13 protein-coding genes are annotated in these 15917 nt (G+C 72.6%); 3 read left to right on the forward strand and 10 right to left on the reverse strand.

The window, feature by feature from the left end; translation table 11 throughout:
* The first annotated feature begins 49 nt into the window (after positions 1-49).
* The 3 genes from ACIP67_RS21845 (at position 50) to ACIP67_RS21855 (ending at position 3666) form a co-directional block, all read left to right on the forward strand.
* On the forward strand, positions 50-1339 hold the full coding sequence (locus tag ACIP67_RS21845) for an MFS transporter (RefSeq protein ID WP_401693789.1): 1290 nt from the start codon (positions 50-52) through the stop codon (positions 1337-1339).
* Between the two features lie 40 nt (positions 1340-1379).
* Positions 1380-3134, forward strand: coding sequence for a glycoside hydrolase family 3 protein (locus ACIP67_RS21850; protein ID WP_401693791.1), 1755 nt, complete (start codon positions 1380-1382; stop codon positions 3132-3134).
* Positions 3135-3204: 70 nt separating this feature from the next.
* Positions 3205-3666 (forward strand): nuclear transport factor 2 family protein, encoded by a 462-nt coding sequence (locus ACIP67_RS21855; protein WP_401693793.1) that lies wholly within the window; start codon positions 3205-3207, stop codon positions 3664-3666.
* A 323-nt stretch (positions 3667-3989) separates the two neighbouring features.
* On the opposite strand, the gene denD is transcribed toward ACIP67_RS21855, so the two are convergent.
* The 10 genes from denD to ACIP67_RS21905 all read right to left on the reverse strand — a co-directional run bounded on the left by denD (position 3990) and on the right by ACIP67_RS21905 (position 15379).
* Complete coding sequence (gene denD / locus ACIP67_RS21860; protein WP_401693795.1) at positions 3990-4988, reverse strand: D-erythronate dehydrogenase; 999 nt, start codon at positions 4986-4988, stop codon at positions 3990-3992.
* 717 nt (positions 4989-5705) lie between these two features.
* Positions 5706-6086, reverse strand: a complete 381-nt coding sequence (locus tag ACIP67_RS21865) for an adenylyl-sulfate kinase (protein WP_401693797.1) — start codon at positions 6084-6086, stop codon at positions 5706-5708.
* 7 nt (positions 6087-6093) lie between these two features.
* Positions 6094-7386 carry an MFS transporter gene (locus ACIP67_RS21870; protein WP_401693799.1) on the reverse strand — a complete coding sequence of 431 codons (1293 nt, stop codon included), beginning with the start codon at positions 7384-7386 and terminating at the stop codon, positions 6094-6096.
* Positions 7370-8344: a glycosyltransferase family 2 protein gene (locus ACIP67_RS21875; RefSeq protein WP_401693801.1), complete on the reverse strand. Its 975-nt coding sequence runs from the start codon at positions 8342-8344 to the stop codon at positions 7370-7372. Before ACIP67_RS21875 ends, ACIP67_RS21870 begins: the two co-directional genes overlap by 17 nt.
* Positions 8345-8355: 11 nt before the next feature.
* Positions 8356-9327 carry a dimethylarginine dimethylaminohydrolase family protein gene (locus ACIP67_RS21880; RefSeq protein ID WP_401693803.1) on the reverse strand — a complete coding sequence of 324 codons (972 nt, stop codon included), beginning with the start codon at positions 9325-9327 and terminating at the stop codon, positions 8356-8358.
* Positions 9318-10646 carry a sulfotransferase gene (locus ACIP67_RS21885; protein ID WP_401693805.1) on the reverse strand — a complete coding sequence of 443 codons (1329 nt, stop codon included), beginning with the start codon at positions 10644-10646 and terminating at the stop codon, positions 9318-9320. The genes ACIP67_RS21880 and ACIP67_RS21885 overlap by 10 nt, the downstream gene beginning before the upstream one ends.
* A complete protein-coding gene (locus tag ACIP67_RS21890; RefSeq protein WP_401693807.1) occupies positions 10646-11008 on the reverse strand; it encodes a hypothetical protein in 363 nt (120 codons plus the stop codon). Before ACIP67_RS21890 ends, ACIP67_RS21885 begins: the two co-directional genes overlap by 1 nt.
* Positions 10969-12237, reverse strand: coding sequence for an alpha-galactosidase (locus ACIP67_RS21895; protein WP_401693809.1), 1269 nt, complete (start codon positions 12235-12237; stop codon positions 10969-10971). The genes ACIP67_RS21890 and ACIP67_RS21895 overlap by 40 nt, the downstream gene beginning before the upstream one ends.
* Positions 12238-12555: 318 nt before the next feature.
* Positions 12556-13824, reverse strand: coding sequence for an MFS transporter (locus ACIP67_RS21900; RefSeq protein WP_401693811.1), 1269 nt, complete (start codon positions 13822-13824; stop codon positions 12556-12558).
* A gap of 322 nt (positions 13825-14146) precedes the next feature.
* Positions 14147-15379, reverse strand: a complete 1233-nt coding sequence (locus tag ACIP67_RS21905; protein ID WP_401693813.1) for a cytochrome P450 — start codon at positions 15377-15379, stop codon at positions 14147-14149.
* Between the last annotated feature and the right edge of the window lie 538 nt (positions 15380-15917).

The raw sequence follows: 15917 nt of genomic DNA on the forward strand, positions 1-15917 counted from the left end.
TCACGCACCCGCATCCCCACCGCACAGAGCCAGAGCCGTCGGAGGCGCCATGAACGAACAGGACACGGTCCACAGAGCGGTTCCGGCCCCCGCGGCCGGCGCCACCCGGTCCGCAGTGCCCCTCGGCAGGTTCGTCGCGGGGCTGATCGTCGCCCAGTGCCTGTCGTTCGCGGCGCTCTTCACGCCGATCCTCGTCTCGCTGTCCGTCCGCGTGGGGCAACTGGACCCGGGCCACAGGACCGCCTCCCTGAGCCGGGTCCTGGCCGTCGGGGCGGTGCTCGCGATGATCGCCAATCCGCTGTTCGGCGCGCTGTCGGACCGCACCGCCTCACGCTTCGGCCGGCGCCGCCCGTGGCTGCTGGCCGGCGCGCTGGTGACCGCCCTCGGCACGCTCGTGTGCGGGACGGCCGGGAGCCTGAGCACGCTGGCCGTGGGCTGGGCCGTCACCCAGCTCGGCGCGAACGCCGTCTACGCCGCCCTGCTGGCCACCATCCCCGACCGCGTCCCCGGCCACCTGCAAGGCCGCGTCTCCGGCGCGGTGGGCATCACGCTGTACGTGGCCATGGTGCTCGGCACCGTCATCGCCCAGCCGCTGCTCGGCAACATGCTGCTGCTGTTCCTGGTGCCGGGGCTGCTCGGCCTCGTCGGGGTCGCCGTACTGGTCTGGATCATGCGGGACGACGCCCCCGCCGACCGTACGGCCCTGCCGCCCTTCCGCCCGGGCAGCTTCGCGAAGTCCTTCTGGGTCTCGCCCCGCCGGCACCCCGACTTCGCGTGGAACTTCTGCGGACGCTTCCTGATGTTCTGCGGCATCTCGACGATGACGGGTTACCAGTTCTACTTCGCCGTGGACCAGCTGGGCCAGAGCGTGTCCGCGGCCTCGGCGACCGTCGCCGTCGCCGCCGTCGTGACCATGGCCGGCACCGTCCTCGGCTCACTCGGCGGCGGCTGGCTGTCCGACCGCACCGGGCGCCGCAAGATCTTCGTCTTCGTCGCGGCACTGATCTGCGTCGTGGGCCTCGTGCTGACCGCCCGCGCCCACACCACCGCCTCCTTCTACACCGCCGTCGCCGTGTTCAGCGTCGGACTCGGCTCCTACATGGCCGTGGACACGGCCCTCGCCATCGGCGTACTGCCCCACCGCGCCGAAGCGGCCAAGGACCTCGGCGTGCTCAACATCGGCAACACCCTGCCGCAGTCCCTGATCCCCGCCGTCGCCCCCGTCCTCCTCGGCATCGGCAGCACGGCCGGCACCAACTACACGGCGCTGTACCTGTTCGGCTCCGCCTGCGCCTGTGCCGGCGCCTTCGCCATCCACTTCGTCCGCGCCGTCCGCTGAACCCCCGGCCCCCGCTCCACCTCACGCAAGGAGAATCCCCGTGCACTACCGCGACAGGCGTCTGCCCGTCCCCGAGCGGGTCGAGGACCTGCTCGACCGCATGACGCTGGAAGAGAAGGCCGGTCTGCTCTTCCACACCATCGTCACCCCCGGCACCGACGGCTCCCTGGTCGACGACCCGGCCCAGGCCCCGGCGGCCCCGGCCCGGACGATGATCGGCGACCTCGCCATGAACCACTTCAACGTCCTCGGCTCGGCCGGCGCCCGCCAGATGGCCCGGTGGCACAACCGCCTCCAGGAACTCGCCGAGAACACCCGCCTCGGCATCCCCGTAACCCTTTCCACCGACCCGCGCCACTCCTTCACCGACAACCCGGGCACCGCGATGCTCTCCGGAGCCTTCTCCCAGTGGCCGGAGACTCTCGGCCTGGCGGCCGTCCAGGACACCGACCTCGTACGCAGCCACGCCGACACCGTCCGCCGCGAGTACCTCGCCGTCGGCCTCCGCGTCGCACTGCACCCGCAGCTCGACCTCGCGACCGAGCCGCGCTGGTCGCGGATCTCCGGCACGTTCGGCGAGGACGCCGACCTCACCGCGCGCCTGGCCACCGCGTACATCGAGGGCCTGCGCGGGCCGGGCGGCACCCTGGGCCCCGACAGCGTGGCCGCCATGGTCAAGCACTTCCCCGGCGGAGGACCGCAGAAGGACGGCGAGGACCCGCACTTCCCCCACGGCCAGGAACAGGTCTACCCGGGCGGCCGCTTCGACTACCACCTGCGGCCCTTCGAAGCGGCCGTCGCCGCCGGCGCCACGCAGGTGATGCCCTACTACGGCAAGCCCGTCGGCACCCCGTACGAGGAGGTCGGCTTCGGCTTCAACCGCGACGTCGTCACCGGACTGCTGCGGGAACGGCTCGGCTTCGACGGGATCGTCTGCACCGACTGGGCGATCGTCAACGACCACCCGATCATGGGAGAGCCGCACCCCGCCCGGGCCTGGGGCGTCGAACACCTCAGCCCGGCGGAGCGCGTGCTGAAGGCACTGCACGCCGGTGTCGACCAGTTCGGCGGTGAACACTGCCCCGACCTCGTGGTCGAACTCGTCGCTTCCGGCCGACTGGCGGAGTCCCGGATCGACGCCTCGGTGCGGCGGCTGCTCGCCGAGAAGTTCCGCCTCGGCCTCTTCGACGAGCGCCGCTACGTCGACCCCGACGCCGCCGAGGAGACCGTCGGCCGCTCCGACTTCCGCGCCGCCGGCGCCGCCGCCCAGCGCCGCTCGCTGACCCTGCTCAAGCCGGGCCCGCTCCCCCTGACCGGCCGGCCCCGCCTCTACCTCGAGGGCGTGGACCCGGCCGCCGCCGCCCCGTACGGACAGGTCGTGGCCGACCCGGCCGACGCCGACCTGGCCGTCCTGCGCCTCGGCACACCGTACGACCCCCGGCCCGGCCGCTTCGAAGCCTTCTTCCACACCGGCCGCCTGGACTTCCCCGAGGACCGCCTCAAGGAGATCCTCGTCCTGCTCGACGCCGTTCCCACCGTCGTCGCCATCCACCTCGAACGCCCGGCCGTCATCCCGGAGATCGCCGACCGCAGTGCCGCACTGCTCGCCGCCTTCGGCGCCGACGACACGGCGCTCCTCGACGTGATCTTCGGTCGCGCCCGGCCGGAGGGGCAGCTCCCCTTCCAACTGCCCCGCTCCATGCAGGAGGTGCGGGCGGGCCGACCGGACGTGCCGCAGGAGAGCGCCGACCCCCTGTTCCCCCACGGACACGGACTGCGCTACCCACGGCCCTGACCCGGTCCCGTCCGTCCCACCGGGCCGGCTCCGCGCGGACAGACCGCGCACCGCACAGAAAGAAGAGAACATGCCCCCGAAGACCCCTCCGACGACCCCGGCCGACCAGCTTCGATGGCTGGTCGACCGGGCCGCGATCAGCGACCTGCTGATCGATTTCGCCCGAGCCCTGGACGACAAGGACTGGGAAGGGTACGCCGCCAACTACGCCGAAGACGGCGTACTGGCCATCTCCCCGACCGTCGCCCACACCGGACGCGCGGGCCTGGCCGAGTTCGTGGCCGGCAGCCTCGGCCGCTACGCGGGCACCCACCACCTGAGCACCAACCACGCCATCGCGATCGACGGGGACGAGGCGACCACCAGGTCGTACCTCGTGGCCGCCCATGTGCTGGACGCCTCCGACCCCTCCCGGCACGCCGACGGCGCCGGCTGGTACCGGTGCAGACTGCGCCGCACACCGCAGGGATGGAGGTTCACCCATGTCGCCCTGGAGATCGTGCACGTCTCCGGGGAGCCGATCGCGCACTGATCCGGCAGGCGGGACCGACGGCTCCACCTCCGCGCATCTCCTGCGCCGGTGCCCCCCGCCGGCGGGAGGCACCGGCGGTGACGAGGGTGCGCCACCGGCTGCGTACGGCAACGCGGTGACGGATCAGCGTCGCCACCACCCGTCGAGAAGCGCGGCCCGAGCCTCGCCCGGTCGAAGGGCTCCAGCGGGTACAGGTCCGTGTCAGATGCCGCGGGCCGGGTTCGTCCGGAGCCCGAGCCCGTCATGCGCTCCGGTCGCGCAGCTACGCAGATGAGCGGATACGGAGGAAACGCGCCCGTTGCCGAACGGCTCCGGCCGCGGCGCTAGCCGGTGGCTCGGGTGGTGAGGTAGTCCTGGACGAGGGACCGGAGGCCCGGGTCGGGGTGCAGGCCGAGTGCGGTGGCGCGCCGGTTGTCGAAGACGGCCGGCCATGAGGCCACGATGGCTTCGACGGCTGGGTCGGGTGTGACGGTCACCAGGTCGGCGGCGGCGTCGCCGGCCGTCTCGCGCAGGGTGGCGAGGATGTCGGCGACCGAGACGGTGAGGGCCGGAAGGTTGACGGGCAGTGGCCCCTGCAGGCATCCCGGTCCGGTGCCGCGTTCTGCTTCGGCGACGCGGAGGATGCCCTCGACGGTGCGCCGGGGGGACGCCAGGGCCACTTCCAGGCCGAGGCCGACCGGGCAGGTGGCCGGCAGGCCCGCGAGGGGTTCGCGGATGAGGGAGGACAGGAAGCCGGAGGCGGCCGCGTTCGGCCGGCCGGGCCGTACCGCGACGGTCATCAGGCGGGCGACGCGTCCGTCGACATAGCCGCGGCGCGTGTAGTCACCGATCAGGTGCTCGCAGATGAGCTTCTGTGTGCCGTAGCTCGATCGCGGCAACGGCAGGGTCGTCTCGCTGACCGCCGACGGCAGCGGCAGGGACCGGGTATGGCCGTAGACGGCGAGGCTGCTGGAGAACAGCAGGCGGGGCACCGGCCCGCCGGTCGTCGCTTGTGTCCGGGCGGCGTCGAGCAGTGCGCGGGTGGTGTCGACGTTGACGCGCAGGCCGAGATCGAAGTCGGCCTCGCACGCGGCCGACACCGCGGCGGCGAGGTGGAACACCATGCCGACCGGTCGGGCGAAGAGGTCGTCGAGGTGGTCGGTCAGGTCACCGTGCACCAGGTCGACGAGCGGGTCTGCCGTCGCCGGGGCGCCGGGCTGCGCGATGCGGTCGGCGAGCACCAGCCGTGTGATCGGCACGCCGCCGAACGTCCGCTGCCGCAAGAGAGCTTCGGTGAGCCGGCGTCCCAGGAAGCCGGCTGCGCCTGTGATGAGGACCCTCATGTGCCCCTCCTCGATGGTGGCCGGCCGGCGGCTGCCTTTCGGCGTGATCTGCCGCTGTCACCGGTGCGTGGTCCGGCCCGCCCGCGGCCTCCGGGTACTCGCCGTGCGGACCCGGTACCACGCGCGCGAGGGGGGCCGCCGTCGCGGTGCCCCTCGGCTGGGTCGGGCGGGTGCGGGTACACCACGTCCATGCCCTCCGCCCGGCGTGCGGGACCCCGTGGTGATCACCCGGCAGACGGACCCCGGCAGTGCGGCGCGGGCGGGCGACAGCCCCGTCCGGTCCGTCGTCACGATCATGCGACTCCCGCCCCTCACGGAAACATGCGCAGTCGACAGCGGCGGCAACCTACCCGCGGTCCGGCGCCGGCAACCCACGGAGGAACTCGTCCCGGCCCCCACGGCAACGGGGGCGAACGGCTCGTGCGGGCGGCACGGTTCGCCGACGACCGCGCTCGTCCTCGACGGTGCCCCGTTGCTCCTGCGTGCGCCTCCGGTCCGGCGGGGGATGCCGGCCTCCGCAAGGGCGGGCGCGGGCGCCGGGACGGTCCCGGTCATGTCGGTGGCGGCCACGGGGAGGACGGCGCCGGTCATCGAACCGTGAGCGTTCGAGAGACCGACGGCTCCACGAACCAGGCCAGGTGCCGCTCAGGGGGCGCCTGCCATGAAGCGCTTCTCCGTCAGCAGCCCCAGCAGCAGCGAGAGAGACTTCCCGGCGGACTATGCGGGCGCTTGGACGACAAGGTCGGGGTCATGCGGAGAACCACCGGCTCCGGAGGGGGCCGAGGCCGCTGTCCGCGTCGCCATGTGCACGTGCAGGAAGTGCGTGCCGCTCTTGCCGTGCCGTTCGCGCACGACGTCGCTGCTGTCCGGGTACGGCGCGACCGTCGAGGAGACCAGGACGATCACGCCGTTGCGCGCGAGGACCTCGGCCGTCAGCCCGACCCGCTGCACGTCGTCGGCGTCGAGCACGGCCACACGATGCCCCGCACCGCGCAGTCGCTCGGCCGCCGCGTGCGCGAGGGGTGATGTGCCCGCGTCCGGCGGTCCGGTGAGCCACACCGTCACGCCGCAACAGCACTGCTTGAGGCGAACCAGCATGATCGGGTCAACCTCGTTCCGTGGTGGGGGAGGTGGTGCGGCGTGCGCTCAGGTTCCCGGAGAGGGCCCACCAGAGCAGGCCGTAGACGATCACGATGCCCGCGATGCACAACGCGGCCCGCGGCGCGTCCATGGTCGTCGCGAGGCCTCCGGCCACCAGTTGGCTCACGCCGAGGGAGAGGGTGGAGAACATGAAGTCGACGCTGAGGACTCGCCCGCGGATGCCGTCCGGGGTGGCCGACTGCAGGGCGAAGGACGACAGGGTGGAGTTCATGCTGCCGCCGACGTGGGCGGCCACGACCAGCAGGACGGCCAGGGGGAACCAGCTGACGGCGGAGAAGCCGGCGTAGGCGAGGCCGAACGTGAGGGTCGAGGCCAGAGTGAGGCGGCGCATCCGGCCCTCCCGCCCCGACAGCAGTCGCCGGCCCAGCACGGGACCGATCAGCGCCCCCACGCCGCGAGCGGCGTACAGCAGGCCCACGCCGACGTCGCCCACGTGGAACACGGCGGCGCCCAGGGCCGGGAAGAGCGCCAGCACTCCGTTGCCCAGGGCGGTTCCCGGCTTGGCCAGCAGCAGGGCGACGATGCGACGGTCCTGGCGGGCGAACGACGTCGTCTCGCGGAGATCGTCCCGCACCGTGCCCCGCGGCTTGCCGCCCCGGCCGCCACCGCAGGGCCTCCGCACCCGCTGGACCAGGGCCGCGGAGACGCAGAAGGAGACCACGTCGAGGGCGAAGCACCAGTGGGTGCCGAGGGTGGAGGCGAGCAGTGCGCCCAGCGAGGCTCCCACGGCGAGCATGACGCCCCAGGCGCCTCCGCTGAGGGCGTTGGCGGTCAGCAGGTCCGAGGTCGGAACCAGATGGGGGAGCGCGGCGTTCGCCGCGGGAGCGTAGAAGGCCTTCACTCCCGCGACACCGCCCAGCGCGATCAGGGCGATCCAGGCGGTCGACTCGGTCCGCACGAGGAACAAGGTGGCGATGAACCCGGCGGACAGCAGATCGCAGACGATCATCAACCGGCGGCGGTCGATACGGTCGACGACCACTCCGGCGTAGGGGGACAGCGCGGCGATGACCAGCGTGTCGGCCGCGAGGACCAGCGCTCCCCACAGGGGGGCGCTGGTCAACTCCTGGAGCAGGGCCAGGAGCGGGATCATCGCGAACCAGTCCCCGCCCAGGCTGACCAGCTGGGACAGGTAGACGCGGCGGAAGTCGGCCTCCTCGCGCAGCAGTCGACCGGCAGACCTCGGTCGTGCGGGAGCGGCCGGTGCGCTGTCCGTCGCGCTACTGCCCGTCAGCACGCAGCGCCTCGCGGAGCTCCTCGGACTTCCACGCGAGGAGGAGGGCGAGCCGATGCCGGTTCACCTCGGGCAGCCGCTCGATCACCTGCTCGTCCACCCGGGCGAGGAAGCCGCGGCCGAGTTCCAGGGCCGTCGCCATCGCGTCATCGGTGTTCTCCAGCATGGCGAGCATCGCGATGCGCAGGTCGCCGAGGCACATGTCGCGCTCGTAGACGGGCAGCAGTTCGGGGGCGTGCTCGCGGAGGATGTCCCCGGTGACCACCATCATGCGCATACGGGCCGCGATGTTGTCGGGCTCGTACAGGCGCTGCGTGATGGAGCGTTCCCCGGCTTCCCGGATACGCCAGTGGTAGACGACCTGCCCGACCACGTCCACCGACCGGGCCTCGATATGGGCCCGCACGGTGACCGGCGCGTCCTCGTACTGGGCGAGGGAGAAGGCGAAGCGGTGCCGGTCCCAGAACGACCGGCGGAACACCTTGTTCCAGATCATCCGGTCGAGGATCAGATCGCGGTCGCGGGTGATGTGGGTGCGGCTGCGCGGGGCGGCGAAGACATCGGCGTAGCGCGGATGACGGTGTGTACCGGAGGAGTCGAGACGCCGGACGTCTCCGGACGCGAAGTCGGAGCCGGTGGACTCCAGGGACTCCACCAGCGCCCGGTAGGCCGTCGGCGGCACGACGTCGTCGGAGTCGGCGAAGGCCAGATACGTGCCGGTGGCCTGCTCGGCGCCGGCGTTGCGGGCGGCGCTGAGACCTTGGTTGTGCTGGGTGACGAGGGAGAACCGGTCGTCCTTGGCCACCCATGAGGAGGCGATCTGCGGGCCGGCGTCGGTCGAGCCGTCGTCGACCAGGATCACTTCGATGTCCTCGAGGTACTGGGCGGCCAGGGACTCCAGGAGTTCGGGGAAGTAGGGGGCGACGTTGTAGAAGGGCACGACGACGCTGAGTGTCGGCATCTGGGGCTACCTCAGTCCTGGGATGTGCGGGCGAGAACTCCCGTGGCACAGGCGATTCCCCCTGCGCCCTTGGTGAGTTCCGGTATCGGGACGCGGGCGACGCACTCGACGCCGTGCCGGGACAGCAGGGCCGCCGTGGCACGGGACCCGGTCGGCATGAGGACCGCCCGCGGCGCCACCGTGACGAAGTTGAACGCCAGGTGGGTGCGGACCTCCTCGGACTCGGGGATGTCGACGACCGTGAAGCCCAGCTCGCGCAGGTGCCGGATCTCCGCGGGGTCCATGATCGAGGTGCGGGCGGCGAGCAGGTCCGCGTCGAGCACCTGGAGAACGCCGAGCAGGTGCTGGACCCCGGTGGGCACGGAAAGCCGCAGGACGCGCGCGCCCTGCTGCCCGGCCTCGTCCGCGACCTGCCGTGCCCCTGCCTCGTTCGTGCGCGCGCCGAGTCCGACGGCGACCAGGTCGGGGCGCAGCCACTGGGCGTCGGCGCCCTCGAAGACGCCGTCGGCGCCGACGGTCCGGGCCACCGGGATGCCGAGCCGGGCGCAGAGCCTGAGGGTCTGGAGTTCCTCGCCGGCCCGGACGGCGCTCGCCATCCGGGGAATCACGGCGCCCGCCTTGGTCATCCACAGCAGGTCGCGCGCGTACATCGCGTTGGCGCCGCGGTACGGATTGCCGCCGGGGGGCTCCGGGGCGGGCAGTTCGTGCACGGTGACGCCCAGCGCGCCGTACGCCCCGGCGAGCGCGTCCAGGTCGCGGCGGAGCGCGGTGTGGTCGAGTCGCTCCAGGTGCTGGAGCGCGTCCGGCTCACCGGCGGTGAGGAGAGCGGCCGGCGGGCAGTGCAGGGCGACGTCGGTGAGCCGGTCGAAGTCGCGGCTCACTCGCAGTGGTGCCCAGTTCCCGCCGACCGCGATGTCGTCGTCGTGTCGTCCGGGGCGGGGGCGCCAGCCCGGCCCGTGGTAGGCGGCGGCGGTCACACCCACCGGTCCTCCTCCCCCTTGCGGTAACCGAGTTCGTCCGCGACCTCCCGGATGCCCGGCTGGTCGAGGGCGGGGAGCACGAGGTCGGCCCGGTGTCTCCAGCGCGCCGGGCGGGGCCGCGCGGTCGCCATCACGACGGGGAAGCTCACCGGCCGGGGCGGCTGTGGGATCCCCGCGAAGGTGAAGACGGACCGGAGGGTCCGCTCCCGGGTGGCGGGATCGAGGAGCTGCTCGAACGGCACGCGCAGGACCGCGTCCGCGGTGTCGGGGCCCAGTGTGTCGAGGGCGGACCGGTGCGCCCCCGCCCACTGGTGCGCGCACACCCGTTCCAGCCGCTGGTCGACGAGCTTCTCCCAGCCGGGAGGAAGGTCGAAGTTCCACCAGCGTCGAGCGGCCGCGCCGAGTTCCGAGTATCCGTCGATCGACAGGGCGTGCCGGTCGGAGACGTCGTAGGAGAAGAATCCCCGGTCGCGCCAGCCGTCGTAGAGCCCGTTCACGCTCGCGGCGGGGTTGCGGGTGAGGTGGATTACCCGTATTCGGGCGTTCGGCATCAGCCGTCGCAGCAGCGGCAGCCGGTAGGCGTCGACCGACGACTTGATCACCACGGGGTGGCGCCGCAGCGCGCCGCGATCGGCGGCGGTGCGGGCCCGGGGGACGACGAACGGCGGTTCCTCGATGCAGTAGCCGTCGTGGGGCGGCCGCAGGCCGGCGTCGGACGCTTCGCCCCGGAAGGCGGGCGGTAAGTCGTAGAAGGACGGATCGATACGGGGGTGGGTCACGCGGAGGCGGTGCAGGACCGTCGCGAACAGTGAGTCGGGCTCGTCGGGTCGTGCACCGGTCCGTACGGCGTGGTCGACGGCCTCCCGCACGGTCGCGTACGCGATCTCCTCCAGCGGCCACTGCAGGGCGAGGCGTCGCGTCACCACGGCCGCATACCGCAGCCGGTCCGCGGCGCCGGCCGGGGGACGGGCCGGGCCCGACCCCAGAAAGGACATGAAGTCCCTGGAGAACGCGGTCCAGTCGAACTCCACGTCCGGCTCCAGGGCGTCGGAGCCGTCGCGGCCGCGGTCGAGCCGGTTCAGCTTGTACAGAGCGGTGTGCTCGCCGGCGATGGACAGCACGTCCGGCTGGTCGGAGAGGATCTGGTGGAGAAGGCTGCTGCCGCCCCGGGACGAGGCCACGATGGCCACGACGCCGGTGACGTGGGACAGGTCCGCGTCCGTGGCCGGCCGGTCGGGTGCCGCGCCGTGCACCTGGTCCCCCGTGCGCCGGGCAGCGGCGATCGACCGTTCGCGGGAGGGGACGTCGACGACAGGCACCATCAGAGCCGGACCTCGCTCCCGGCAGCCGCAGCGAAGACGATGCCGCCGCCCGGCGGAACGTCGATGGCCAGCGGGCCTCCTGGGTGCTCGCGCCCGGTGGTGAGCCGTTCTCCGGTCGGCGACAGGACGGTGAAGGAGAGCCCCGCAGCCTGCGCGTCCACCGTGAGCCGGGTCCCGTACCCGCCGTTGAGCACGACGGTCGGCCGGTGGACCCGGCACGATGTGGCGGGCTGGAGAACGAAGAGGACATCGCGTTCGTCGGCCTCGGCCCGCAGGACGCTGTGCGAGGCGTCGTCGGCGCGACGGTGCCGCAGGAAGCCGCTCAGGTTGTCGGCGTAGAGCCGGTGGTGCCACCGGAGCACGTCCTTGCTCTCGTCGGACAGGCGCGCGAAGTCCGAGCCGTAGGCCGGGATCCCGGCGGCCAGCATGGCGATGACCGCCACGGCGACGTCCTGTGGTGTGTCACCGGGGCCGAACGTCTGGTAGTCGTTGATCGAGGGTACTCCTCGACCAGCCGTACGCAGACGTCGGCCATCACCCTGCGCGCCTCGGCGTTCATGAAGCACAGGGAGTAGAACTGGGTCTCCCCCAGGACGGGTTCGCCGGAACTCGGGGCCATGAGCAGGTGGCGGCGGTCGGCGAAACAGTCGGCGGCGGGGCCGACGGCGTGGGGAGCGCACCAGATGACGGCCCGCGCTCCCATGGCCTCGAGACGCCGTACCAACCCCTGCATGTCGGGGAACTTCGCGGGATCGGGCTTCCAGTCACCGATGTTCAGGGGGGTGTCGTACGCGGTGTCGAGGCCGGGGCCGAACCAGCCGTCGTCGATGATGAAGTTCCGGACACCGACATCCAGGCCGATCTTGACGTTCTCCAGGACCATGTCCGCGCCGATGTCGTCGCTGGCCCAGTCGGTCCAGCTGCACCAGAAGGGTTCGAACGACTCTCCGACGATGCGGTCCCGCAGCCCGAAGACGGCCCGGGTCCGCTCGGAGAAGTCCCTGAGGACGTGAAGCCACGGCCCGTGACCGCCTTCCACCCCCGGCCGGGTGAGGAGGTAGACGTGTTCGGTCACGGATCCGTCGGCGGCCGGCACCGATCGGGGCAGCGGATACTCCTCGGTGCCGCGCCGGATGCTCACCTCGACGCCCCGCGTGTGCACGTTCAGCGCGCGGTTGGAGACGGGTTCCAGGAGGCGGAGGTCGGTCTCGACGAGGGCGCCGATGACCCCCATGGCCAGGTCCACGTTCCCGTCCCGTCCGGTGAACATGTAGAGCGGGACCTTCACGTCGTTGATCTTCGACTGGGCGAGTCTGCCGTACTTCCAGAAGCCCGTGACGTGCATGAGGTTCATGAACCACCGCCCGCTGTCCGGCGGGACGACCTCGTCGAAGTTCCCCATCGGGGCGCGCAGCAGGTACTCGAGCGAGACGATCCGCTCACCCCTCGGCGGGCGCACGGCCACCTGGAAGGGAGCCGTCTCGCCGACCCTGACGTCGAAGTCGTCCTGAGCGACGTCGACTGCTTCCCCGAGCGTGAAAGGGCCGAACTCCCTTTCCTCTCCCGACTCGAGCCGAACGATCAGACGCATGTGTGGTACCGCGTTCATTGGTTGCCCTTCTGATGACAGAAGGCCCACTCCGGGGCGGTGAGATCGAACTCTGTTACATGCCGTTCACAGTCGGGTAGGCAACCATAAGCCAACACAAGGCGTCAATGATCAGACTCAGATTCCTAACAAAACCAACAAAGCTGAATCCAAGTGAACATGCGCGGCGGGTCGTAGCCGTCGGCGAGCTGCTGTGGGTCGGACTTGTCCGCACCTGTGCGGGGGCCGGGGGAGTGCGGGGGCCGGGGGAGGGGTCGTGCCGTCCTCTGCACCGGCGGCCGGACCGGCGGCGAGGCCGCCTCAGGGTGATCTGCGGTTCGTGGACGCATCCCGCCGTGAGGCCGGCGGGTTCGGCGCCCTGGTTCCCGCGGGCGCGGACGACTTCGGCACGTCCGGTCCGCAGTCCCGCAGCCCACCGAGCGCCAGAACCGTCATCGCCGCCGCGGCCCCCGCCGCCACACCGAAACCGCCGTGCGCACCGCTCGCGTCCACCACCCGTCCGGCGACCGCCGCGGCACCGGCTGATCCTGCCGCGCTCGCGGAGTTGACCCAGGTGAACGCCTGGGTGAGGACGGCGCGTGGGGTTGACGACTCGGTGAGGACGGAGGCGAGAATCAGGAGGACCGGCACGGCGAGTCCGGTCAGGGCGAGGGTGGCGCCGACCGCGAGGGGCGCGTCGAGGTAGGTCAGCGGGAGGCTCGCGACGGTGAGGCAGGCGGCGGCCGCGGCCTGGCGGCGCCGGGGCGAGCCGCTGCGGCGCCATGCTCCGTAGGCCCAACCACCCACCAGGTTCGTGCAGTTGGAGGCGGTATAGAGCGGCGCTGCCGCGTCCGGTGTGCCGCGGCCGACGGCGTATGCGGTGACGGACACCTGCATCGCGCCGAAGAACACCCCGAGCGCGAGACCGAGCGCGGCCTGCCGCAGGAACGCGGAGCGGAGCAGGGCGCGTCCGGCGTGCCGGCGTTCGGCGCGGCCGGTGCGGGGCGGCATGGTGCGGCGCTGGGTGGCGAGGGCGAGTCCGCTGGCGACGACGAGTGCGGCGGCGAGCAGCACCCCGGCGCCCGGACGGCCCGCGGCACCGAGGACGCTCACCAGGGCCGGGCCGGCCAGGTAGGACACACCGTTGGCGAGGGCCTCCAGGGCGAAGGCGGTGGGCAGCGCGGCAGCCCGGTCGCCGGACAGCAGGGCGGACCAGCGAGCGGCGGACAGGGCACTGAGCTGGGGCAGCGTCGCCCCGACGAGCACTCCGGCGACGAGGTTTGGAACGGCGCCGGAGAGCAGCAGCGCCACGGCCCCGGCATGTGCGCCCACCGCGCAGGGAAGCACCCGCGCCTGGCCGAACCGGTCGACAAGGCGCCCGATCTGGGGCCCGGCGACGGCGTCCGCGGCAGCGAACCCGCCGGTGACGAGACCCGCGGCGGCATACGACCCGGTGCGTGCGTGCACCAGCCAGACGATGCCGATTCCCGTCATGGCGATGCCCAGACGCCCGGCGACGGAGGGAAGGAAGAAGGCCGCGGCACCCGAAGTGCGCAGCAGAGTACGGTAGTTCGCCGAAGCCGAAGGCACGACGCCATCCCTTTCGCCGCCCGGCGGGACGCGCCACACGGGGTCGTCGGCGTCCGGAGGTGCCGACCCGTGGCTGCGCCTGGAGCCGTCCAGTGGTGGCGTGGAGCGGGGACGCGCACCCCACGCCGACTCCGTCACCGGGCAGATGTCATGCGGTAGTTGCCGACCTCCACGAGCCTAGAGGAACGGCGCGCGGAAACGAACAGGGGAGGCCGGCGGACTCGGTGTCCGCGGCAGCGGGTGGGGTGTCGCCGCGCCGTCCCCGTCGCCGAAGCCGTCCTCACCCCCCCCACCCGCAGTCGTCCGTCCTGGATCGGGGCCCTCAGTCGCGGCGGTAGCGCACCGGGAGCGACAGCACGCCGCGGATGATGCCGGAGCCGATCCAGTCCAGCGAGTCCACCGGGGCGGCCAGTTCCAGTTCGGGGAGGCGGGACAGCAGGGTCCGCAGGGCGATGGCCGTCTCCAGCCGGGCGAGCGGGGCTCCCAGGCAGTAGTGGATGCCGTGACCGAAGGCCAGATGACGGGCGCCGGAGCGGGTCACGTCGAGAACGGTGGGGTCGTCGCCCTCGGTCTGAGGGGCGTCGTGCCCGGCGGAGCCGAGAGCGACGACGACCAGGCTGCCCCGGGGGACGGACACCCCGCCCAACTCCAGGTCCTCCGCCGCGTAACGGCTGGTGGAGCGCTCGACGGAGGTGTCGTACCGCAGGAACTCCTCCACCGCGCCGGGCATCAGGTCGGGCCGCTCGCGCAACAGCCCCAGCTGATCGGGGTGTCGCAGCAGGGCCAGTACGGCGTTGCCCAGCAGGTTGACCGTGCTCTCGTGGCCCGCGACGACCAGCATCAGGGCGGTGCCCACCAGTTCCTCCTCGGAGAGCCGGCCGTCCTCCTCGTCGCGCACGGCGACCAGAGCCGACAGCAGGTCGTCCTGGGGACGGCCGCGTTTGTCGGCGACCAGACCGGCCAGCAACCCGTGCAGACCGGCCAGCGCCGGCCGGTGGTCGGGCGAGGCCACCTGGAGCGCCTGTCCCGACCAGCGGCTGAAGTCCGGACGGTGTTCTTCGGGGATGCCGAGGAGTTCGGCGATGACCGTGGCGGGCAGCGGCGCGTTGAACGCTTGGACGAGGTCGATCGTGCCCGACGGCGGCAGCGCGTCGATCAGGTCGTGGGCGATCTGCTCGATGCGAGGCGCCAGTTCGGCCGTGCGGCGCGGGGTGAAGGCGGCCGAGGCCAGGCGGCGCAGACGGGAGTGTTCGGGTGGGTCGGCCTCCATCATCTGGGCGCCGAGGCCGATGCCGGGCCGGTGCAGGACGTAGCCGGCGGTGGCGAGCGCCTCGGCGGCGGGTGTGGCGTCCTTGAGCAGCGCCGGGTGGGTCAGCGCCTCCCGGGCCAGGTCGTATCCGACGACCACCCATCCCCGCAGACCGAGGTGGAACTCGGCCGGGTGAACGGGGCCCCGTTCCCGCAGCCGGGCGTACAGCGCCGGGGAGTCGGCCTTGAAGGCGGGGTCGATGACCACCCTGCCGTCCTGGTAGGGGCATTGCTCCTTGGATTTCATGGGGTGTCTCCCGTGTCGGCGGTCCCCGTGCCGTCCGGGGCGTGCCCGGACGGCATCGGAGGCGCGGTCAGGTCGTCGTCATGAGAACGAGCCGGTTGCCGTGCGGGTTCAGACCGGCCGGGGTACGGACGCAACACGCCGGAGGGGCGCGTGCACCGCACGCCCCTCCGGCGCCGGACACTTCGGCTGTCACTGTGGCAGACCGTCGGTACGGGCAGCACCTCCAGGCGTGCCGCGTCGGCCGAGGCCACCCCGGCCGGGCACGTCCTCGTCCCCGCCGGCGCGGCCGCGGCCTTCGCCGGCCGTCGGCGACTCGCCGGCCGCGGGACACCGGCCGAGGCCGTCCGGTGAGGAGCAGCGACGCGCCCCGTCCCCCGGTCGTGGTCGGCATGCCGCGCCCTCGTGCACTGCTCCGCCGATGGGCGCCGCGCCGCGACCGGCGCGCCGGTGCCGTGCTGTGCGCGGTGGGTGCCGGGCCCTCAGGGTGCGCGCTCGTCACCTGTCAAGGTGGTTGCTTGTGTGCGCCGGGGGGCGTGGC

The organism is Streptomyces sp. NPDC088812, from assembly GCF_044750285.1.
In the GTDB taxonomy this organism is placed as follows: domain Bacteria; phylum Actinomycetota; class Actinomycetes; order Streptomycetales; family Streptomycetaceae; genus Streptomyces.